Consider the following 20,005-nt stretch of genomic DNA (forward strand, 5'->3'; position numbering starts at 1 on the left):
GCGGATCGCCAGCGCGGTTTCCCGGAAGGGCAACCAGAAACTTTTGCAGGCTTTTATCCAGTCGATTACATCGCTGCGGCCCACATTGACGCTCAACACCGAGGGCGCGCCGGTCATTGGGCTGGACGCCCAGGCGGTAAAAACACCTTCCGGGCTGGAGCCGATCCTGGATTTTTTGTGCTCGGATTATTCCTCACCGGAAACGGTGGTCGTTTTTGACGAGTTCCAGTCGATTCTGAATCTGCCCGATTCTCGCGAAGTTCAGGCCATCATGCGCGGCAAAATCCAGCAGCAAAGCGGCGCTTTCGTATTTCTTGGTAGTATCCGGCAGGAAATGCGCCTGCTTTTCACCGATTACGAGAGTCCGTTTAAGGATTCGGCCGTGCTGATGGAGGTCGGCTATCTTCCCTGGGATAAGTTCCAGCGTTTTTTGGAAAAGAAATTTGCCGAGAGTGATTTTACGGTGGATGAGGCGGTTTGGCCGGTCATTTTTGATATAACTCGCGGGCATCCCAATGAGACCCAGAAGCTGTGCAGCGCACTGTGGATGGGGAATATGGACACCCACCGGGTCACTCTGGACAACCTGCGCGAGGGCTATGAGTTGATTTTCGCCATGCAGCGTGCGCAGTTCGAGCGCGACTGGGCCAGCCTGACCGGAATCCAGCAGCGGGTGCTGCGGACGGTGGCTCGGGTGGGTGGCAAGCAGTTGACGGGTAAGGACTTCCTGCGGGCGAGTGATGTCGCTCATGGCCCGACGGTGCTCCGGGCGCTGGATCGGCTCAACGATTTGGAAATCCTCATTGAGCGCGACGGAGAGCAATGTTTTACTGATCCGTTTTTCCGGCTTTGGCTACTGGAAAAAGGCTATTGAGTGTTCGGGCAGATGTTCCTGTGTCTGTCAGCCTGAACCTGGCCATAAAAAAAACGCGCCTGTCGACAGGCGCGTTTTTTATGGAAAGCGTTGATGGTAGCTTCGGTTAAGGGCTTAGGCCCCGGCCAACGGATCTTCACCGAAGCGGTTCGGGCCTTCGGTGCCTTTGAGGAAGCCGCACTCGACGAGCACCCAGATCGGGCCGACCAGCGGAATGAGGCCGATGAGGATCCACCAGGCCGACTTGTCGCGGTCGTGCCAGCGTTTGCCGTACACGCAGATGCTCGGATAGATGAGAATCAACTGCCAGATACCGAGGATCGCGAACCCGGCCATGTTGGGGTTATTCGGATCGGAACCCATCATCACACCGGCGATGATATTGATCACAATGCTGACGATGACGACCGGGAGCACGAATTTGAGCCAGAAGGTGGAGCGGTTGATGCGCCCGTCGATAGAGAGATAGAGCTGTTTGAAGTCCATAGTTGCGAGTGGATTAGGTTGGTAAGGTCGCCTGGGCTGTTTCTCAGCTTCAGGCTTTGCCCGGAAGCCAGTGAAGCAGAAAAAGCTACGGACTGGCAATGCCGATGTGAATGCATTTTTCTTCCTGTGCGCGGGGGAGACTTACCCCGCCGGCGGGGGCACGAAGCGCTCAGGATGGTCGGTGATGAGAAAGTCGAAGCCGGATTTTTCCCAAAACTGGCGGCGGGCGGGGTCGTTCTCGGTCCACACGGCCAGAATGGCTCCAGCCCCGGAGAGGGCGTCGAGGGTGGCGGCGGGGATGTCGAGCTTGTGCGAGAAGCCGATCCCGTGGACGGGCAGGGCATCGGAGGGGACGCGCGGCGGGATTTTCGGGGGGATGCGGTTGAGCTTGTCTGCGAGCAGGAGCAGGGTCAGGTCCGGGAAGTGGCCCTGGAGCGACCAGAGCAGGTCCGGGAAAAAGCTCATGAAATAAACCTGGCGCGAGGCGATGAATTCCTGATGCCGCTTGAGAATGGGGGTGAGGGCGCGGGCCAGGTCGTGCGCGGGCACGTCCTTGACCTCAATGAGCAGGGTCTTGCGGGGTGGGACCGTGGCCAGGACTTCCTCCAGCGTGGGGATGGTTTCACCGGCGTAGGCGGGGTCTTTCCAGTCGCCGACATCGATGCGTTTGAGCTCCTCCAGGGTGAGGTCGGCGATGGAGTGATCCTCGTCGGAAAGGCGGCCAGTGCGGGCGTCGTGGCTACAGACGGGGACGCCGTCGCGGGTCAGGTGGATATCGATCTCCACGCCGTCGGCCCCGATCTGCCAAGCCCGGCGAATGGCGGCCAGGGTGTTTTCAGGGGCCAGGCCGGAGGCGCCGCGGTGTGCGATGATAAGCATGGAGAAAAGGTTGGTTGCTAAGTTGCTGGAGGGCTGTGGGATAGGATAAGGTGCTGACCGATTTCGCGCCGCGGGCACGTTTTTTTTGTAGCCAGCGCGGCAAGGTTTCGGATGCTGTGCCCAAAAGGGATAGCGAATGGCACGCCATCTGCAATCCGATCCCAGCTTTTCCCCATGGAAATCTCTCTTTTTGGCACATTTGTTCTCGTTTTAGCCGTTGGCGCTGTCGCCCAGTGGGTGGGATGGCGGTTGAAAATACCCGCGATCCTTCTGCTTTTGGGGGCCGGTCTGGCCGCTGGTCCCGTGACCGGGCTGATTCAGCCGGATGAAGTTTTCGGGGACGTGCTGTTCCCGCTGGTCTCGGTCTCGGTCGCGATCATCCTGTTTGAAGGCGGGCTCAGCCTGAAACTGCGCGATCTGGCCAAGGGCGGGACTTCGATCCTCCGGCTGGTGACGATTGGCGGGGCGGTGACCTGGGCGCTGGCCGGGTGGTTGTCCTGGGCGTTGCTGGATTTTTCGCCCATCCTGTCCATCCTCTTCGGGGCGCTGTTGACGGTGACCGGCCCGACGGTGATCGGCCCCATGCTCCGGGCCATCCGGCCGAAGGGCAAGGTCAAGGCCATCGCGAAGTGGGAGGGCATCCTGAACGATCCGCTCGGCGTGCTGCTGGCGGTGTTGGTCTTCGAGGTTTATCTGTCCCAGCACTACGACGATGCCCCGGCGGTCATTTTGCTCGGGCTGGGGGAGACCCTGCTCACGAGCGTTGTGCTGGCGGGCGCGGCAGCGGGCTTCCTGCTGCTGCTGGTGCGGGCGAAGCTGATGCCCGAGTTTCTGCACAACCTGTTTGTGCTGGCGCTGGTGCTGGGGATTTTTGGCGCGTCCAATGCCATCCTGGAGGAGTCCGGCCTGCTCACGGTGACGCTCTTCGGGATCATCCTGGCCAACCAGTCCGTCTTCAACGTCCGCCACATCATCGACTTTAAGGAAAACCTCCAGGTGTTGCTGATTTCGTCGCTCTTTGTGGTGCTGGCGGCTCGGGTGGATTTTTCCGTTTTCGCCGGGCTGGGCTGGAAAAGCGCACTTTTTATCGCGGCGCTGATCGTGGTGGTGCGCCCGCTGGCGGTCGTGCTGGCCACCATCGGCTCGAAGCAGACGAGCTGGCGGGACCGGGTCCTGCTCATGCTGCTGGCCCCGCGTGGGATGGTGGCGATGGTCTTGACTTCGGTCTTCGCGCTGCGGATCGAGCAGCAGGGAGACCCGGCAGTGGGGGCAAACATGCTCGCCGTCATGCTGTTGGTGATTGTTTTGACGGTGTTGGTTTACGGCTTGCTGGCCGGGCCGGTTTCCTCGCGCCTGGGGCTTTCTAACCTCGACCCGCAAGGGGTGCTTTTTATCGGGGCGCACGAGTGGGCGCGGGCCATCGCAAGCGAGTTGAAATCGCTACAGGTCACGGTGCGCATGATCGACTCGAACCGCTACCAGGTCGGCAAGGCCGTGCATGAGGGCATCAATGCCGACTGCGGCAACGTCTTTTCGGAAGCTTTTCTGGAAAACCTCGATCTCTCGGGCATCGGTCATGCCGTGGCCTTGACCGCCAACGACGAGGTCAACAGTTTCGCCGAGACGACGCTGGCCCACTACATCGAAAAGGGGGACATCTACCCGCTCAAGGCCGAGCGCGAGATCGACGCTTCGGCCTCCTCCAAGGTCGTGAACCCGCCCTTTGGCCAGGACGTGACCTTTTCCTATCTCAAGCGCGAGTTCGAGCGCGGGGCGAAGCTCAACCACGTCACCCTGCGCGAGAATTTCGAGTTCCCCGAGTTCGAGGAGAGCTACGGCAAGAACGCCCTGCTGCTGTTCTGCATCGACGAGGACGGGCGGGTGCGGATTTTCAGCGCGAAGACCCGGATCAAGCCACGCCTCGGTTCGACGCTGGTCTTTCTGGAAACTGTGACCGAGCAGCGCGAAAAAACGCCGGTGGCGTAGCCCGATCAGTGCTAAGCTGGCGAGACGATGCTGGTTCGCCCGTTCAGGCGAGGACTTCCTCGGCCAGCGGGGAGAGCTTTTCCAGGATGGCCGGGGGGAGGGCGAGGGAGCGCATCGGCCCGCCCGCAGTCGGTTTACAGACATAGACCGTGGTCATCTTGCCGGTGGCGACGTGGCGGCGCTGCTCGCCCGTGCCGGTATAGCACTTGGCCACGTATTCGACGGCCTTGAGCTTGATCGCCTTGACGAAGAGCTGGATCTCCAATTCGTCGCCGTAGCGCAGCGGTTCGTGGTAGGAGCACGAGGCCCGCACGCGGGGCCAGCCATAGTCGGTGGTGCCGTCGCTGGCCGTCAGCTCGACGCCGATTTCGCGCAGCAGGGCGGATTCGGCCGCCTCCATCCAGCGGAAATAGTTGGAAAAGTGCGCGATACCGGCCATGTCGGTCTCGGCGAAGTCCACCCGGCGGCGGTAGATAAAAGGCTCGGCCATATCGGATTCATCCTGCCGGGGCATCGCTCTGCACGCCAGCAAGAAAAACGGGTGCGGACCGGTTTAAGCGTAGTTTGGAGGCAGCGCCGGGAGCGGGTTGCGGGGCCGCTTCAGAGTGAGCGAACGGGCGGGAACGGGGGGATGTTTTTTGGTTCCGGGCGGTTTTTTACATGGCCAGCGGCGTGAAAAGCTGAAAACGTCGGCTCCTTATGTCAGAGCAAGCATCCGCACGCCACATCCTCGTTGCTACCGAAAAGGAGTGCAACGACCTCAAACAGCAAATCGCCGGCGGAGCCGACTTCGCCGACCTGGCTGCCAAGCACAGCAAATGCCCCTCGGGCAAGCGCGGCGGCGAACTGGGCACCTTCGGCAAGGGCCAGATGGTCAAGGAATTTGAAACCGTGGTCTTCTCGGCGCCGGTGAGCGAGGTGCAGGGCCCGGTCAAGACCGACTTCGGCTACCACCTGATCGAAGTCACCGCCCGCAGCGAGCCGGGCAAGCCGCTGCCGCCTCCCCCCGGCCAGGCCTCGGCACGCCACATCCTCGTCGCCAGCGAAAAGGATTGCGAAGACCTCAAGCAGCAGATCGCCAGTGGGGCCGATTTCGCCGACTTGGCTGCCAAGCACAGCAAATGCCCCTCGGGCAAGCGCGGCGGCGAGCTGGGCACCTTCGGCAAGGGCCAGATGGTCAAGGAATTTGAAACCGTGGTCTTCTCCGCGCCGGTGGGTGAGGTGCAGGGCCCGATCAAGACCGACTTCGGCTACCACCTGATCGAAGTCACCGCCCGCAGCTAAGCGGCGACGGTCGGACTGCGAGACCGGGACGGCCCCGCTTTGGCCTGACTCAGACACGCATTTTCCAGCCTGCCGGGGTTTGTGCCCGGCGGGCTTTTTTATCCGCGTTTGACCACGTGGGGGAGCTTGCCGTTGGCAGAAGAAAGGTTTTTGCTGGGCCGCAGTCATGTTGAATAAAGTGTCGTCTCCGCTGCATCCGAGTGATGCCGTTTTGTCCAAGGCCCGCCTGACCCCGTACTTTCTGGAGGACGGGGAGGATTTTGCCTGCATGCTCGTCCTGCCCGGAGGCGGGTACAGCCGCATCGCCGGGCACGAAGGAGGGCCGGTCGCGGGGTGGTTCAACTCGCTGGGGATTTCCGCCGCGGTCCTTGAGTACACGACCTGGGATGGCGCGCCCATCTACCCGAAGCCTCAGCAGCAAGCGCTCTACGCCATGCGGCTCCTGCGCGCCCAAGCCCGCGAGCACGGGATCGATCCGGCCCGCATCGGCGTGATCGGCTTTTCCGCCGGGGGGCACCTGGCGGCCTGCGTATCGCACGGCTTCGACCGCGAAGACTGGCTGCTCGACCCGGACGGCGAGCTGGCCGGGATCAGCGCCCGCCCGGACGCCTCCATGCTGTGCTACGCGGTCACCTCTTCGGGGTTCTACGCGCATGTCAGCAGTTATAAAAACCTCCTCGGCCCCGATGTGACCGAGGAGCAGGCTGACTTCATGAGCTGGGAAAAGCACGCCCACCCGCAGTGTCCGCCGACGTTTCTCTGGCACACGGCCGCGGACGAGACGGTCCCGGTCAACAACAGCTACCTGATGGCCCTGGCGCTTCAGGCCAATAAGACCCCGCACGAGCTGCACGTCTTCCCTGACGGGGCGCACGGGCGCGGGCTTGGGACCTTTGCCGATCGCCGCCACCCGGTGGTGGGCCAGTGGCGCGGCCTGGCCGAGCGCTGGTTGCTCGGGCTCGGGTTCTGAGCAGATCTTACGATTTATCGCTGAAAAATGCCCACGTCCGTCCAACGCTCCCCGCTGTTGCGTACGCTTGTGCGGACGGGGCTGGACCTGATTTTTCCGCGCGACTGCGTGGTCACGGGCGAGCCGGTGGAGGAGGACTCCCCCTGCCGCTACCTCTCGCGAAAGGGGCTGGAGCAGGTGTTTTTTGTCAAAGAGCCGTGCTGCCCGACCTGCGGTTTCCCCTTTTTCGGGGAACTGCTGGCCAGTCGCGTCTGCCCGCATTGCCGGGAGCTGGAGCCTGCCTTCGGTCGCGGGCGCCCGCTCTTTCTGGCGCGCGACGCTGGGCGGGTGCTCGTGCACGAGTTAAAATACCACCGGGGCCGCTACTTGCTGCCTGACATCGCCACCCTGGCGGCAGGCTCGTCCGGCTTTTGCCAGCATCTGGCCGGGGCGGTGCTGGTGCCGGTCCCGCTGTACCCGCGCCGGGAACGCCAGCGCGGCTACAACCAGAGCCGCTGGCTGGCAGAGGTCTTCGCGGGCGTGGCGGGGGATTTTGAACAGACGCCGGGGGAACGCTGCCAAGTGGCCGACTTGCTGACGCGCATCCGAGACACCCCTTCGCAGACGAACTTCGACCGCGCCCAGCGCGAGGTCAACATGCGGGGCGCCTTTGGCCTGAAACCGGGTTCGCGTCCGGATGTGAGTCGCCGTCATGTCCTTGTGGACGATGTGTTTACGACCGGGGCCACGCTCAACGCCTGTGCCCGCGTCTTGCGCCGGGCCGGGGTGGAACGACTGGACGTGGCAACGCTGGCCCACGGTTGACGGGATTTTCCGCCAACCTCCGAATCCTCAAACCTTCATCTCGTTTGAAAACTTGAATGATAAAATCGGGAAATATCCTGTCCTGATTGCTTTTTTACAGGAAGAACGGGAAGTGAAGAAGGCGGCACCTCCGAGCAGACTTATCGTTCTTTCCGGCCTTCCTGTTAAATCTCAGCCTTTATCAAGGCTGCTGGAAAGTGGTATGAAACTCTTAAACTCCCGGATTTTCACACTTTATTTTTCCTCCCCCTTGGTCCAATATCGGGCGCTATGTCGATTTTCGGTAAGCCGAAGTACTCCACCGTCCGCGTCAAAAAGAAGGACATACCGACCGGTCTCTGGACGAAATGTCCCGAGACTGGCGAGATCATCTTCAACAAGGAGCTGGAGCAGAACTGGATGGTTGTGCCCAAGAGCGGTTATCATTTCCCGCTCAAGGCTCGCCGCCGGATCGAACTGCTGATCGACGACGGCACCTTCGAGGAGTACGACGCCGGGCTCGTCTCCGGCGACCCGCTGGAGTTCAAGGACAGTAAGCCCTATCCGCAGCGCCTGGCCCAGGCCCAGCAAAAGACGGGCGAAAATGACGCCGTCATCTGTGGCACGGGTGAGCTTGAGGGCCTGCCGGTCAGCCTCGCGGTGATGGATTTCAGCTTTATCGGGGCGAGCATGGGCTCGGTCGTTGGTGAAAAAATCACCCGCGCCATCGAGCGGGGGCTGCAAAACAAGTGCCCGGTCATCATCGTGTGCGCCTCCGGTGGGGCCCGCATGCAGGAGGGGATTCTCAGCCTGATGCAGATGGCCAAGACCAGCGCCGCGCTCAAGCGCCTTTCCGATGCCGGGCTGCCCTACATCGCCGTCCTGACCAATCCGACCATGGCCGGGGTCATGGCCAGCTTCGCTTCGCTCGGGGATGTCATCATCGCCGAGCCCAAGGCGCTGATTGGCTTTGCCGGGCCGCGCGTGATTAAGGAAACTACCCAGCAGGACCTGCCGGCGGGCTTCCAGACCTCGGAGTTTCTGTTGGAGCACGGGTTGATCGACCAGATCGTACACCGTCACCAGATGAAGGGCCGGATCGGCTCGCTCCTGCGCGCCTTTGGCGGCCAGAGCGCGGCGGTCTAAGCGGTTTGGCCGATAAAAATCCCAGCGTCCCGGCCTGCCTGCCGGGGACTGCCATGACCGAGACCGAACGCTACCTTTACGGCCTGCGCAACCGCGGCTCCAAGTACGGGATCGAGCGCATGCGGGTTTTCGCTGAAGCTCTCGGGCACCCCGAGCGGCGCTACCCGGTGATCCACGTGGCCGGGACCAACGGCAAGGGCTCTGTCTGCGCCATGCTGGAGGCGGTTTACCGCCGTGCGGGGTACCGGACCGGGCTATTCACCTCTCCGCACCTCGTCCGCCTGGGCGAGCGGGTACAGGTCAACCGCCAGCCGCTGAGCGACGCCCAGATCGACACCTATGTTGCCCGGCTCCGCGTGGCGGGCGAGGCCCTCGCGGCCAAAGATCCGCTTAACCATCCCACGTTTTTCGAATTCATGGCGGGCATGGGGATGGAGCACTTCGCCGAGGAGCGGGTGGATGTGGCCATCCTTGAAACCGGCCTCGGCGGGCGGCTCGACGCGACCAATGTCGTCGATCCGGAGGTCTCGGTCATCACTTCGATCAGCCTCGACCACACGGATATTCTGGGCGACACGCTGGCGGTTATTGCCGGGGAAAAAGCGGGCATCATCAAACCGGGCCGCCCGGTGGTGATCGGCTGCCTGCCCCCGGAGGCCGAGGCCGTCATCCGCGAAGTGGCCGCGACCCGCGGCTGCGTGGTCCACAGTGTGCGGGAGACTTTCGGCGGGGCGGAGAATTTCCCCTCGACCAACCTCGAGGGCAATTTCCAGCGGCACAACGCGGCGGTGGCCTCGCTTGTCGTGCGTCTGCTTCAAGGGCGCTTCCGGGTCACACAGGCGGTGGTGGAAGCCGCTCTGCACGAGGTGGATTGGGCCGGACGCTGGCAGCGGGTCCGCCTCAACGACGGACGCCTGCTGATCCTCGACAGTTCGCACAACCCCGAAGGGGCCGGTGCGCTGGAGGATAATCTTTCGCGACTCATCGCTGCCACAGGACGTAAGCCGATCATCCTGACCGGCATCCTCGGTGAGGAGCGGGCGGCTGCGCTGCTCCCGGTTATGGCCCGCCACGCGAGCGGGTTTGTGCTGCTCCAGCCGGACCAGCCCCGCGCCCTTGCCCCGGAGCGTCTGCGGGCCTTGATCCCGGCGGCGTTTTCGGGAACAGTCGGCGCAAGTACAGTGGCGGAGCTTTTTCCCGAGCCGGGCGTTTGCACCGCGGGCGCTGGGGGCGATACGCTGGTGGTGGCGGGTTCGATCTATCTGGTGGGCGAAATCTGCGCCCGACTGTTCGCGCACGGAGTTCCCGGCGGAAGCTGCTTTCAGGACGCGGTCTGAGTGTTTCGTCCCGGCGGGGTGGGAAGAATTTTTTGCCCGCGAAGCCACGCGAAGTCTGCTGAAATACGCTGTTTCTGTTTTTGGGGCTGCGCGCCCCAAGCCTGCGGCAGGACAGAGTCCTGCACCTGTGATTCTTCGAATCACTCTTTTTAATTCCTTAAAAAAGGACTGAACCCCGGCTACCCGCTTGGGGCATGAAAAAAGCCGGAGTCCCGCGAGGGAACTCCGGCTGGAGAAATAAGCGTGAGCGCCGCGGTTACTGCGGGTTCACTTCGACCATTTCAACCTCGAAGACGAGGGTGGAGCCCGGAGGGATCGGGCTGCCGGGCTGGGCGCGGTCGCCGTAGCCGAGCTCGGACGGGATGTAGAGCTTGACCTTGCCGCCCTTGCCGACGAGCTGGACGCCTTCGCCGAAGCCGGGCACGACGCCCGAGACCGGGAAGGTGGCGGGCTGGCCGCGCTTGTACGAGCTGTCGAACTCGGTGCCGTCCACCAGGGTGCCGACGTAGTCCACCTTGACGGTGTCATTCGGGCCGGCCTTGGGGCCTTCGCCTTCGGCGATGATTTCGTAGTAGAGGCCGGAGGCGGACTTCTTGACCTTCGGGTTGGACTTCAGGTCGTTGAGAAATTCCTTGCCCTTTTCCTTGTTCATTTCGACGAAGCGCTGGGTCAGGTACTGCTGGATTTCCTGCCAGGCGGCCTGCGGGTCGGCGGGGCCGGATTCGCCGTCGAGGTGGGCTTGCACGCCAGCGAGGAAGGCGGCCTTTTCCTCGTCGGAGATGCCGAGGCGGTCGGGGTCCGGGGTGACGATCCAGCCGTAGTTCTTGAGCAGCTCAGTGTTGGAGCCGCTGGTGGCCTTCGGCGCTTCGTCGTTGGTCTGGGCGCTGGCGCTCAGGGCGATAAGGCTGGCAGCGGCCAGAGTAGTTAGGGTTTTTCCGATGTACAATCTCATGACGTGGTTGTGTGTTATCGAGGGTGAAAGCGTGTAATATTAAGCTTTTGAAGGGCCGGTGCGAAGAAAATTCCCTTCCGGGTTCCGTTTAAGTTGTTCGATCAGGTTTTGCACGAGTTGTTCGATTTCCGGCAGGGCCTCCGCCGGGTCGGCGAAATCGATGTCGTGTACCTCCCAGTATTCGACCTGGTCGGCCAGTTCGGGGAAGGCCTTCCGCATCATCGGGTGATGCTCTGTCTTTTTGAGGACAATCGTATGGGCGGCGCGTTCCATATCTTCCCGTGTCAGTTGGGTACGCTTGCTGCCGGTGTGGTGCAGCGGTATGCCACGGGTGGCCAGCGCGGCGCGGGTGTGTGGGGAGAGGTCGCTGTTGTCCTCGACCCAGCCGGGGAAGAGCCCACGGGAAAATGCCCGCCAGGGCAGACCCTCGGCCTGCGCACCGTGGTTGAAGACGGCCTCAGCGAAGCGGCTTCGGTAGTAATTGCCGGTGCAGACAAACAGGATATATCGCTCAGACATGGGGAGGTCGGTGACGCGGGTGGGGCTTAGCCACAAAGCCGCTACTATCGCCGTTCGCAGCGGACGGGTCGATCATTAAAAATACGGCGGATGAAAGAGGCGGGGACTTTTTTGCCGTCAATTTCAATATCCCAAAAGTAAAACCACCTTCCCGGGGGGCGGGAAGGTGGCTCCACTAATTTGACAGAATCTCTGCTATGGAATCTGTCTCGCTACTTCGGTTGCTATGCTACGCTACTATCTGCCGTTTTCCCGTATGGGATTGGGCAAAAGTGTTCTGATAACTTAGACGCTCAAAGATGGTTTTTGTTTCAAAAAAAGTTTAACGGACGAACTGAAGTTATGATCACAATATAGCTCAACTCGCGTAAAAATCCACTGTGCGCATGCAAAAAACAGTTTTTTTTACAACCACACCTGTTTGAACGGCAATGGAGCTGGTCTTACTGGGCTGTGTCGGTGGTTTCGCCGGTTTGAGGGGTGGATTCCCTGGTGGCATTGTCGGGGGGCGGAGGCGCGTCGGGCGGTCCGTCGCCGCGGCGTTGCTTGCCCGGATATGGGGGCCGGGAGGGAGGCGGAGGCAGGGTGCTTTCGTCAAAACCGGCCGCGCGCGCCCGTTCGAGCAGTTGCTGCTGGTGTTGCAGGCGTTCTTCGGGGCTGAGGCTTTTCATCTCCTCCCAGAGTTGCTTGCGCTCCTCGTCGGAAAGGCTGCGCCAGTACTGGTGAACGATCATGCGCTCCTCCCAGGGGATCTGGCGGTGCTGCTGCATGAGCTGCTGGCGGCGCTCGGCGTCCATGTCGCGGATGTTGCGGATGCTGGCGCGCAGTTCCTCTTTTTCCTCGTCGCTCATCTGCTCGATCCGGCTGATGAGGTTGCGGATCATGGCGAGCTGTTCGGGCGACATGTTGAGGAACTTTTCCACTGCCGCCATTTCGTCGGACATGCCTTCGGGGCGGCGTTCGGAGTCAGAGTGGCCACGCGGGCCGAACCGGCCGGGAGCGCATTCTTCGGGCGGGGGTGGCGGGCTCTGCTCGCTGTTATTGGCGGTGGCAGAGACGGTTGGTGGGGCGCTGGCGCTGACGTCAGCGGCTGGGAGGGCAGGGGAGCCGAACAGCAACAGCGCGCTTGCCGGGAGGCTGAGGCGCAGGACTTGGATGAGTGGTGTCGGCTTCATGGAGGTGAGTTTTATTCGGGTGTGTGCTTGGAAAAGGAGCGGTGGCGGGGTCAGTTGACCAGGATATCGACGGTCGCCAGCATGTTGGCGTCACTGAAGACGGCTACTGAGAGCAGCGCGTCCTGCATCATGATCAGGTCCGAGAGGTCGCCGGGGGTGCTGGTGGACTCCGCCACGAAAAGGAAATCAGGTGATTCGTCCGGTGCGTTCAGGCCCGCGTCAACCGGAGAGCTGGTCTGGCTGTCAGTGGCGGCGGGCGTTTTGCTTACGATGCCGAGTGTGCTGGTGGCCGGGGCGATATTTTCAGCCATCGCCAGTTTGACCGCGGGTGTCTGCGGGTTGTCCTGCCGGAGCGCGACGGTGGTGAAGCCGCCGATAACCAGCGCGGCGACCATGGCCGTGGCCCAGGCCGGAAGGCCGAGGAAGCGCCGGGCGGCGGGACGGGGGCTGGAGGCGAGGACTTTTTCCGTGAAGTCATCGGTTGGGCTGAGCGGCATCCCGGCCAGCCAGGCGTCGAGTCGACGGTCGAACTCGTCCTCGGCCAGCGTTCCGGTGTCCCTGGCGCGGAGGCGGGCGAGGGTTTTCTCGGTAAAATTGGCCGAGGGGCGCAGGGGCTGACTGCCCAGCAGCCGCTCAAGCGGGTCTTTGCCTGTGTGGTCTGCGTTCATGAGGCGTGGTAAAAGTCTTTCAGTTCGGTTTTGAGGCGCTGCCGGGCGCGGTGAATCCAGCTTTTGACGGCGGTTTCGGTGGCGTCCATGGCGGCGGCGATTTCTTCGTAACTGAGCTCCTGCTGTTTGAGCAGGAGAATGGCGGTGCGCTGGTTTTCGGGCAGGGTTTCGAGGGCTTTTTCAAAGGCTTCCTCGATCTCAAGCATGGCCAGGCGGTCTCGGCCCGGCGTCTCGGCCGGGAGGTCGGCCGGATCGACGGCTTCCAGCGGCTTGCGCGACTGGCGACGGTATTCGTTAATCAGCAGCCGGCGGGCGATGTGAAAAAGGTAGGTGGAGAATTTCGCCTTCGGCTCGTAGCCGGCCGCCGCCCGGTGCACCCGGATGAAGACCATTTGAGCCAGGTCCTCGGCCTGTTCCGCCGAGCCGAGCGAGCGGTAAAAGAAATTGATGAGCGGCGTCTGCCATTTTTCGATGAGCATGCGCAGGGCCTGCTCGCTCCCGCCGGCGGCTTCCAGCATGAGGGAGGCGTCGGGATCGTCACAGTGCTCGTTGTGGGCGGGCATTGCGGATACACTAGGCATTGTCTGGGCGGGCAGCCAAGCCGGAAGCGGACTGGCGATTGCATTGTTCACACTGCATATAACCCCTGCCTCACTCAAAAGTTGCAGGCCCCGGTGCGTGGCCGCACTGGATATTGAGGGGGCCGGCTGGACCAGCAATCACCCCTACGGAGCGAGAAAGGTTCTTACCCCTGCCGCTCTCGACGGGGTGTGAATAACTCGTGGATAAGAAAAAATAATTTACCCTTGTGGGAAGTTGGCCGGAGATTCCGTGCCGGTGTGAGGGAGCTTGGCGGGGTGGGCGGCTGTTATGAGATTTCGATGAAACGATCTATATTTAGTAAGAATTTTCTAATAACAGACTATATCTAGGGGCGACTGTTGACAGTCCGCGTAAGGCTGTTCAAGGTGTTTCCCGATTGCTTCGCGGGCAGTGTTACGGCCTTGTGGCTGTTGCGAATAACTCTGCTCCTCTCACCTGCCAACCCGGATTTTACGAACAAAACGCATGGAAACGACCACGATCACGATCGGAAACAAGACCTTCATCCTCGACAAAGACAAAGCCGAAAAGGCGCTCGCGGCCAAGGCGGTCGTCAATGGCCGGGATACGATGTTTTTCAACATCCTGCCGCTGAAGTACCAGTGGGCCTACGACCTCTACAAGAACATGAAGGCCAACCACTGGGAGCCCGAAGACGTGCCGATGCAGAAGGACTGTGAGCAGTGGCGGGATACCTCCGGGGCGATTTCCGACATTGACCGCTGGATCATTAAGATGGCCATCGGGTACTTCTCGGCGGCAGAGGGGATCGTCGGCGACAATATTATCCACGTCGTACGCGAGCTTGTCACCGCCTCCGAACTGAAGCTCGTGCTGGGCCGCCACGCACACGAGGAAAATATCCACGCCGACTCGCTCGTTTACATGGTCAGCTCGCTCGGGATCAACCCGCACGAGTGCGAGGCAATGTTCGCGGACATCCCCACGATTGAAAAAAAGACCCACTTCGTCGTTTCCAATTCCCGCGGGATGCGCCGTGACATCGACCTGACCCAGACCCGCAACAAGCAGGATCTGGCCAAAAACATGTTCCTCTTCGGCCAGTGCATGGAGGGGACGCAGTTCTACGGGCTGTTCGGGATGGTGCTCTCGCTCTACCGCCAGAACAAGTTCCCCGGCATCGGGCAGATGTTTCGCTACACCCTGCGCGACGAGTCCAACCACATTGAGCTGCTGCGTAATCTCTTCATCGCGCTGGTGGACGAAAACCCCGAGATGTGGACCCCGGAATTCCGCCAGGAGCTGGTGGACATGATGAAGGAAGCCATTGCCCTGGAAAAGGAATTCATCCGCGACTGCCTGCCGGTCAACGCGCTGGGCCTCTCCGCCGACGAGTTCGAGCAGTATATCGACTACATCGCCGACCGCCGTCTCGAAGGTTGCCGCCTGCCGATCCTCAACCCCGGCGTGACCAACCCCTTCCCCTGGCTCTCCGAAGCCATCGACATGAAGAAGGAGCAGAACTTCTTCGAGGGCCGCGTGACCGAGTACCAGAAGGCTTCCGCGCTGGAGTCGGTCGATGATGACGACCTCTGAGCCGACACGTCAGGCGCGGCCTCGACAACACTCGCCGGGTCCAGCATAGGAAAGCATGCCAATCTTTCTCTGGCACCGCAGTGGAGCCGGTGTTTCCGAGCGCGAAAGTACTCTAGCCATAAACAAGTCAGGCCGGGCAATTGCCCGGCCTGACTGTTTTTAAAGGAGAGGGGAAGGATGACTTCTTAAGCGAAGTCCCGGCCTTACCGGAGCCGGCGGCGGATAACCAGCAGCCCGATGGCACCTAGCCCGGCCAGCAGCGCCCAGGTGCCCGGTTCGGGGACGGCGTTGAGCTGGATATTGTCGAAGTCCACGTGGCTGGCGAATTCGAAGATACTGGTGAAGGCGATCTGGACGCCGACGCTGGCCTTGTTATCCACCGTGTCGGGCAGGGTAAAGCTCGAGGTCGTCCAGGTGTTTGCCGTTGAATCTTCGATGCCATCGTAAGCAAGCGGAGTCAGATCCTGCCAGCCGTTTCCGTCGTCCACCCAGTAGCGGATGTGCATGCGCTCACCCCAGGAGATGAATGCGTTGGAATAAGAGGCGAAGGAAAAGGTCAGGTCGCTCAGGCCGCTCATGTTGATGCCGGTGATGGTGAGCGTGTTCGTGACCCCGGAGGAGACAAACGACCCGGTCGAGATGGCGTTGTTGGGAACGTTCGCGGGGGGGATGAGGTTTTCCGTCGTGCCGGGGACGCTGGTAACCGTGTTCCAGAAGCCAAGCGGATCAATCGCCATGACGATGGTGGTCGGATTTTCCTCGGTGCCCTTTTGGCTGCCCTCGTTGATGGCCAGCTTCGTTGTGACGTCTGGATCGTCCATGTTCCAGTACGCGAGCAGGTTTTGCGCGTTGGCGTTGGCGGCCAGCCCACAGGCGGCAATGGTGAGCACAGCAACAAATTTCCCCATAAGTGCGTGTTATATAGGGGAAAAGCCTGGCATTTGTCGAGAGTGTTCTCTCATCTGTGCGCGGTGGGCTATTAGCCGTTGTGAACAGAAAGTTAAGAATTTTTGACTAAAAACGGTTTGACAGATTTGTTCACTAAATATTGTGTATGAGGCATCAGCCCGTTGGCATATCTAGTGCTCGCTCTCACTGACAGGCTTGGGGATAAGTATCAACAACTTGCCGTTGTTTTGTCCCGCCGTTTGGCGATAATACGCCCGTTTTCGACGGTGCGCACACGATACATCGGTTCTGCCCCCACCAATCATACCCGCGAGGGGACTTTGCCTCCCCTCTGCTGTTCCCGGTTTTTGAATTCTGTAAACACTTCTCTAGAAACTTCTATCTGTAAAATTGCCATATGATACGTCACTTCTCATTCGATGAAGACCTCGCCCTGAAGCGTTTTGCCGCCACCCCGGCCGAGCAGAAACCGCGCTTTAATTGGCGTGAAGTCATGGCCGACTCCTCCGTCAAGCAGCCCGCCGTCAAGATCGAGCACGGCGGCGAGGAGCGGGATTTCGACGTGGCCGAGGTGGCCGAAATCATCGGTAACGCCCTGACCGACCTCATGCTCTCCCGGCAGGAGCAGGAGGAGAAAATCTTCACCGAGCAGAACCAGTCCTTCGTCGCCAAGGTCGCCCATGTCGTGGCCGACCGCCTGGCCCGCCAGATCAACGACGAGACTGGCATCAGCCTGACCCAGCGCGAAATCCACCAGATCATCGAGTCGGCGCTCGTCCAGCACGACGCCCATGACGTGGCCCGCAGCCTCGTGGCCAACTACTCGCGCCACGGCTCCGGTGCTGCCGAGGACGAGGAGCCGGAAATGACCGTGCGCCTCATCCGCCGTAACCGCCAGGTTGTCCCCTGGGATCCGAACAAGATCGAAGTGGCCGTGCGCAAGTCCTTCCTGGCGCTCCAGATGGATCCCGCGCCCGCCGTTGACATTGCCCGCGAGGTGACCGCCCGCGTCCGCAAGCTCGGTCAGGCCTTTGTTCATATTGAAGAGGTGCAGGACTTCGTGCAGGAGATACTGATGAAGACCGGGCACTACAAGGTGGCCGAGTCCTACATTCTTTATCGTGCCCACCGCCGCCGCCTGCGCGAGCTGGAGTCCCTCGACGGCGATGGCGAGGATTCCCGTCAGGACGCCATGATTATGGTCAAGGGCGAGGACGGTTCCTCCTATTTCTGGGACCCGGCCGAGCTGCGCAAGCGCATCGAGTTCGCCTCCATCGGGCTGGACCTGTGCCTGTCCCGCGAGGAGACCGAGGCCGAACTGCGCCGTTCGCTCTACGCCGAGATGACCCGCGAGGACCTCAAGCGCACGATCATCCTCAACGCCAAGGCCCTGATGGAGAAGGACGCCGACTTCGCGCGTTTCGCCGGTCGCATCCTGCTTTCCTATATCTATGAAGAAGTTCTCGGCTGGGACATCCTGCAGGACGGGATCGAAGGTCTCCAGCGCGCCCACCAGCAGTATTTCAAGAATTACCTCAAACGCGCTGTCGAGATTGAGCGTCTCTCGCCCGATCTGCTTGAGTACGACCTCGATCGCCTGGCCGTTGCGCTCGATCCCTCGGCCGACCTGGACTTCGACTACCTCGGCATTTCCACCATGTACGACCGCTACCTGCTGGTGGACAAGACCACCAAGCCGGCCCGCCGTCTGGAGACGCCGCAGCTTTTCTGGATGCGCGTCAGCATGGGCCTCTTCCGGGAGGAGCAGGACGACCGCGAGCATTGGGTGCTCCAGCTTTACAATCTCTATAAAAGCCGCCGCTTTTGCTCCTCCACGCCGACGCTGTTCAACTCCGGCACGCTCCACTCGCAGCTTTCCTCGTGCTACCTGTACCAGGTCAGCGACAGCATCGAAAGCATCATGGTGCGCGGTATCGCCGAAAACGCCTTCCTCTCGAAGTGGGCGGGCGGTCTCGGCGGCTCCTGGACGAGTGTCCGCGGCACCGGCAGCTACATCAAGGGCACCAACGGCGAATCCCAGGGCGTGATTCCGTTTCTCAAGCTGCACAATGACCAGCTCGTGGCCGTCAATCAGGGCGGCAAGCGCCGGGGCTCCGGCTGCGCCTACCTGGAAACGTGGCACAACGACATCACGGACTTCCTCGAGCTGCGCCGCAACACCGGTGACGACCGCCGCCGCACGCACGACATGAACACCGCGAACTGGATTCCGGACCTGTTCATGAAGCGCATGGAGGCCCGCGAGGACTGGACCCTTTTCCGCGCCAATGAGACCCCCGATCTGCACGAGTCCTACGGCAAGGCTTTCGAGGAAAAATATCTAGCTTACGAGGCCGCCGCCGACCGGGGCGAAATCTGGGGCCAGAAGGTCAAGGCCATCGACCTGTGGAAGTCCATGCTGCGCATGCTCTTCGAGACGGGCCACCCGTGGATTACCTTTAAGGACCCGTGCAATGTCCGCAGCCCGCAGGACCACGCCGGGGTCATTCACAGCTCCAACCTCTGCACCGAGATCACGCTCAACACCGGTCCCGACGAGACCGCCGTCTGTAACCTCGGCTCGGTCATCCTCGACTCGCACCTCGACCGCGACGGTCAGCTCGACCTGGAAAAGCTCCGCGAAACCGTCCGCATCGCCGTTCGCGCGCTCGACAACGTGATCGACATCAACTTCTACCCGACCGGCCCGGCCAAGAACGCCAATTCGCGCCACCGCCCCGTCGGTCTCGGGGTCATGGGCCTGCAAAACGCCCTCTATAAGCGCGGTGTTTCCTTCGCCAGCCAGGAGGCGGTCGAGTTCAACGACGAGTTCATGGAGGCCATCGCTTACTACGCCTATGAGGCGTCGAGTGACCTGGCCGCCGAGCGCGGCAGCTACTCCACCTTCAAGGGCTCGAAGTGGGATCGCGGCCTCATGCCGCAGGACACGCTCGACCTGCTGGAGCAGGAGCGTGGCCAGCGCATCGATGTGCCCCGTACCGCCCGCATGGACTGGGACTCCCTGCGCTCCAAGATCCAGAAGCAGGGCATGCGCAACAGCAATGTCCTCGCCATCGCCCCGACCGCGACCATCTCGAACATCATGGGCACCAGCCCCTGCATCGAGCCCTACTACAAGAACCTCTACGTCAAGAGCAACCTGGGCGGCGACTTCATCGTACTCAATCCGGCGCTGGTCAAGGACCTCAAGGCCCTCAACCTGTGGGACCAGGATATGATCGATCAGCTCAAGTACTTCGACGGCGAGCTGGACAACATCGAGGGCATCCCCGAGGACATCCGCGCCAAGTACGCCACCGCCTTCGGCATCGATTACCAGTGGTTCATCGACGCGGCGGCCCGTCGTCAGAAGTGGATCGACCAGGCGCAGAGCGTGAACCTCTTCCTGAGCAAGCCCGACCTGAAGGCCCTCTCGCACATGTACCGCGACGCCTGGCACAAGGGCCTCAAGACCACCTACTACCTGCGCACGCAGCAGGCCTCCAACATCGAGAAGTCCACTGTCTCGGTGAAGAAGGAAAATCGCGGCGCGACCGGCACCCAGGCCGAGGGCAAGCGCACCTACTCCGAGGAGGAGAAGCGCGCCTGCTCGCTGGAGGCCATGCGCAACGGCGAGGAGTGCGAAGCCTGCCAGTAACACCCGGTGGTGGACAGTTTTCCCAAGCAGAGGTAGATACGCAGACTGACAAACTGACTGAAACACTTCGGGCGGCCCCTTCAGCAAGGGCCGCCTTTTTTGTGTCCACTCGCCGGGCCGTGTCACGTGCATACGTGACATGCCGAGTTCTGGAATCGTGCTATAATGTTGACGCTGTATTCAGTGTTAAACCCGAAGCCCCAACAACCCTCACCCCAT

The 20,005-nt window shown here is 61.4% G+C and carries 18 protein-coding genes and 1 pseudogene (1 of these 19 running past the window's edge); 10 read left to right on the top strand and 9 right to left on the bottom strand.

Going from position 1 to position 20,005, the window contains the following annotated elements; genetic code table 11:
• Positions 1-874 carry the 3' portion of an AAA family ATPase gene (locus H5P28_RS08720; RefSeq protein ID WP_185675325.1) on the top strand. Its footprint begins 167 nt before the window's first position, so 874 of the gene's 1,041 nt are visible here — the last part of the coding sequence; its start codon lies beyond the left edge, outside the window; the stop codon is at positions 872-874.
• 114 nt (positions 875-988) lie between these two features.
• On the opposite strand, the gene H5P28_RS08725 is transcribed toward H5P28_RS08720, so the two are convergent.
• Together H5P28_RS08725 and H5P28_RS08730 are read right to left on the bottom strand one after the other, a co-directional pair.
• Positions 989-1,360, bottom strand: coding sequence for a DUF805 domain-containing protein (locus tag H5P28_RS08725; protein WP_185675326.1), 372 nt, complete (start codon positions 1,358-1,360; stop codon positions 989-991).
• 141 nt (positions 1,361-1,501) lie between these two features.
• Positions 1,502-2,239, bottom strand: coding sequence for a glycerophosphodiester phosphodiesterase (locus H5P28_RS08730; protein WP_185675327.1), 738 nt, complete (start codon positions 2,237-2,239; stop codon positions 1,502-1,504).
• A 174-nt stretch (positions 2,240-2,413) separates the two neighbouring features.
• Between H5P28_RS08730 and H5P28_RS08735 the strand changes: the two genes are divergently transcribed.
• A complete protein-coding gene (locus tag H5P28_RS08735) occupies positions 2,414-4,225 on the top strand; it encodes a cation:proton antiporter (RefSeq protein WP_185675328.1) in 1,812 nt (603 codons plus the stop codon).
• A gap of 43 nt (positions 4,226-4,268) precedes the next feature.
• On the opposite strand, the gene H5P28_RS08740 is transcribed toward H5P28_RS08735, so the two are convergent.
• Positions 4,269-4,715, bottom strand: coding sequence for an acyl-CoA thioesterase (locus tag H5P28_RS08740; RefSeq protein ID WP_185675329.1), 447 nt, complete (start codon positions 4,713-4,715; stop codon positions 4,269-4,271).
• A gap of 209 nt (positions 4,716-4,924) precedes the next feature.
• On the opposite strand from H5P28_RS08740, the pseudogene H5P28_RS08745 reads away from it, so the two are divergent.
• From H5P28_RS08745 to H5P28_RS08770, 6 genes and pseudogenes are all read left to right on the top strand, one after another.
• A pseudogene (locus tag H5P28_RS08745) lies at positions 4,925-5,212 on the top strand (peptidylprolyl isomerase); the annotation flags it as partial.
• Between the two features lie 6 nt (positions 5,213-5,218).
• On the top strand, positions 5,219-5,509 hold the full coding sequence (locus H5P28_RS08750) for a peptidylprolyl isomerase (protein ID WP_185675418.1): 291 nt from the start codon (positions 5,219-5,221) through the stop codon (positions 5,507-5,509).
• Between the two features lie 166 nt (positions 5,510-5,675).
• Positions 5,676-6,479 (top strand): alpha/beta hydrolase, encoded by an 804-nt coding sequence (locus H5P28_RS08755; RefSeq protein WP_185675330.1) that lies wholly within the window; start codon positions 5,676-5,678, stop codon positions 6,477-6,479.
• Positions 6,480-6,506: 27 nt separating this feature from the next.
• Positions 6,507-7,283, top strand: a complete 777-nt coding sequence (locus tag H5P28_RS08760) for a ComF family protein (protein ID WP_185675331.1) — start codon at positions 6,507-6,509, stop codon at positions 7,281-7,283.
• 270 nt (positions 7,284-7,553) lie between these two features.
• Positions 7,554-8,408, top strand: coding sequence for an acetyl-CoA carboxylase, carboxyltransferase subunit beta (gene accD / locus H5P28_RS08765; protein WP_185675332.1), 855 nt, complete (start codon positions 7,554-7,556; stop codon positions 8,406-8,408).
• 53 nt (positions 8,409-8,461) lie between these two features.
• Entirely contained in the window at positions 8,462-9,745 is a 1,284-nt protein-coding gene (locus tag H5P28_RS08770) for a bifunctional folylpolyglutamate synthase/dihydrofolate synthase (protein WP_185675333.1), read from the top strand.
• A 256-nt stretch (positions 9,746-10,001) separates the two neighbouring features.
• On the opposite strand, the gene H5P28_RS19580 is transcribed toward H5P28_RS08770, so the two are convergent.
• The 5 genes from H5P28_RS19580 to H5P28_RS08795 form a co-directional block, all read right to left on the bottom strand.
• Positions 10,002-10,697, bottom strand: a complete 696-nt coding sequence (locus H5P28_RS19580) for an FKBP-type peptidyl-prolyl cis-trans isomerase (protein WP_221773389.1) — start codon at positions 10,695-10,697, stop codon at positions 10,002-10,004.
• 39 nt (positions 10,698-10,736) lie between these two features.
• A complete protein-coding gene (locus tag H5P28_RS08780) occupies positions 10,737-11,216 on the bottom strand; it encodes an arsenate reductase/protein-tyrosine-phosphatase family protein (protein WP_185675334.1) in 480 nt (159 codons plus the stop codon).
• 443 nt (positions 11,217-11,659) lie between these two features.
• Positions 11,660-12,391, bottom strand: a complete 732-nt coding sequence (locus H5P28_RS08785) for a DUF3106 domain-containing protein (protein ID WP_185675335.1) — start codon at positions 12,389-12,391, stop codon at positions 11,660-11,662.
• 50 nt (positions 12,392-12,441) lie between these two features.
• Positions 12,442-13,059 carry a hypothetical protein gene (locus H5P28_RS08790; protein WP_185675336.1) on the bottom strand — a complete coding sequence of 206 codons (618 nt, stop codon included), beginning with the start codon at positions 13,057-13,059 and terminating at the stop codon, positions 12,442-12,444.
• Positions 13,056-13,622, bottom strand: a complete 567-nt coding sequence (locus tag H5P28_RS08795) for an RNA polymerase sigma factor (protein ID WP_185675337.1) — start codon at positions 13,620-13,622, stop codon at positions 13,056-13,058. Before H5P28_RS08795 ends, H5P28_RS08790 begins: the two co-directional genes overlap by 4 nt.
• A gap of 505 nt (positions 13,623-14,127) precedes the next feature.
• Between H5P28_RS08795 and H5P28_RS08800 the strand changes: the two genes are divergently transcribed.
• Positions 14,128-15,219 carry a ribonucleotide-diphosphate reductase subunit beta gene (locus H5P28_RS08800; RefSeq protein WP_185675338.1) on the top strand — a complete coding sequence of 364 codons (1,092 nt, stop codon included), beginning with the start codon at positions 14,128-14,130 and terminating at the stop codon, positions 15,217-15,219.
• Between the two features lie 203 nt (positions 15,220-15,422).
• Here the strand turns inward: H5P28_RS08800 and H5P28_RS08805 are convergent, their stop codons facing one another.
• Positions 15,423-16,127, bottom strand: a complete 705-nt coding sequence (locus H5P28_RS08805) for a PEP-CTERM sorting domain-containing protein (protein WP_185675339.1) — start codon at positions 16,125-16,127, stop codon at positions 15,423-15,425.
• Positions 16,128-16,525: 398 nt separating this feature from the next.
• Here H5P28_RS08805 and H5P28_RS08810 point away from each other — a divergent pair, with 398 nt between their 5' ends.
• Positions 16,526-19,786: a ribonucleoside-diphosphate reductase subunit alpha gene (locus tag H5P28_RS08810; protein WP_185675340.1), complete on the top strand. Its 3,261-nt coding sequence runs from the start codon at positions 16,526-16,528 to the stop codon at positions 19,784-19,786.
• Positions 19,787-20,005 lie beyond the last annotated feature (219 nt).

Source organism: Ruficoccus amylovorans, assembly GCF_014230085.1.
Taxonomy (GTDB): domain Bacteria; phylum Verrucomicrobiota; class Verrucomicrobiia; order Opitutales; family Cerasicoccaceae; genus Ruficoccus; species Ruficoccus amylovorans.

Bases quoted from the DNA above. Each gene is read 5' to 3' on its own strand.
- H5P28_RS08725 (WP_185675326.1), bottom strand. From the start codon at position 1,360: ATGGACTTCAAACAGCTCTATCTCTCTATCGACGGGCGCATCAACCGC.
- H5P28_RS08730 (WP_185675327.1), bottom strand. From the start codon at position 2,239: ATGCTTATCATCGCACACCGCGGCGCCTCCGGCCTGGCCCCTGAAAAC.
- H5P28_RS08735 (WP_185675328.1), top strand. From the start codon at position 2,414: ATGGAAATCTCTCTTTTTGGCACATTTGTTCTCGTTTTAGCCGTTGGC.
- H5P28_RS08740 (WP_185675329.1), bottom strand. From the start codon at position 4,715: ATGGCCGAGCCTTTTATCTACCGCCGCCGGGTGGACTTCGCCGAGACC.
- H5P28_RS08755 (WP_185675330.1), top strand. From the start codon at position 5,676: ATGTTGAATAAAGTGTCGTCTCCGCTGCATCCGAGTGATGCCGTTTTG.
- H5P28_RS08760 (WP_185675331.1), top strand. From the start codon at position 6,507: ATGCCCACGTCCGTCCAACGCTCCCCGCTGTTGCGTACGCTTGTGCGG.
- accD (WP_185675332.1), top strand. From the start codon at position 7,554: ATGTCGATTTTCGGTAAGCCGAAGTACTCCACCGTCCGCGTCAAAAAG.
- H5P28_RS08770 (WP_185675333.1), top strand. From the start codon at position 8,462: ATGACCGAGACCGAACGCTACCTTTACGGCCTGCGCAACCGCGGCTCC.
- H5P28_RS19580 (WP_221773389.1), bottom strand. From the start codon at position 10,697: ATGAGATTGTACATCGGAAAAACCCTAACTACTCTGGCCGCTGCCAGC.
- H5P28_RS08780 (WP_185675334.1), bottom strand. From the start codon at position 11,216: ATGTCTGAGCGATATATCCTGTTTGTCTGCACCGGCAATTACTACCGA.
- H5P28_RS08785 (WP_185675335.1), bottom strand. From the start codon at position 12,391: ATGAAGCCGACACCACTCATCCAAGTCCTGCGCCTCAGCCTCCCGGCA.
- H5P28_RS08790 (WP_185675336.1), bottom strand. From the start codon at position 13,059: ATGAACGCAGACCACACAGGCAAAGACCCGCTTGAGCGGCTGCTGGGC.
- H5P28_RS08795 (WP_185675337.1), bottom strand. From the start codon at position 13,622: ATGCCCGCCCACAACGAGCACTGTGACGATCCCGACGCCTCCCTCATG.
- H5P28_RS08800 (WP_185675338.1), top strand. From the start codon at position 14,128: ATGGAAACGACCACGATCACGATCGGAAACAAGACCTTCATCCTCGAC.
- H5P28_RS08805 (WP_185675339.1), bottom strand. From the start codon at position 16,127: ATGGGGAAATTTGTTGCTGTGCTCACCATTGCCGCCTGTGGGCTGGCC.
- H5P28_RS08810 (WP_185675340.1), top strand. From the start codon at position 16,526: ATGATACGTCACTTCTCATTCGATGAAGACCTCGCCCTGAAGCGTTTT.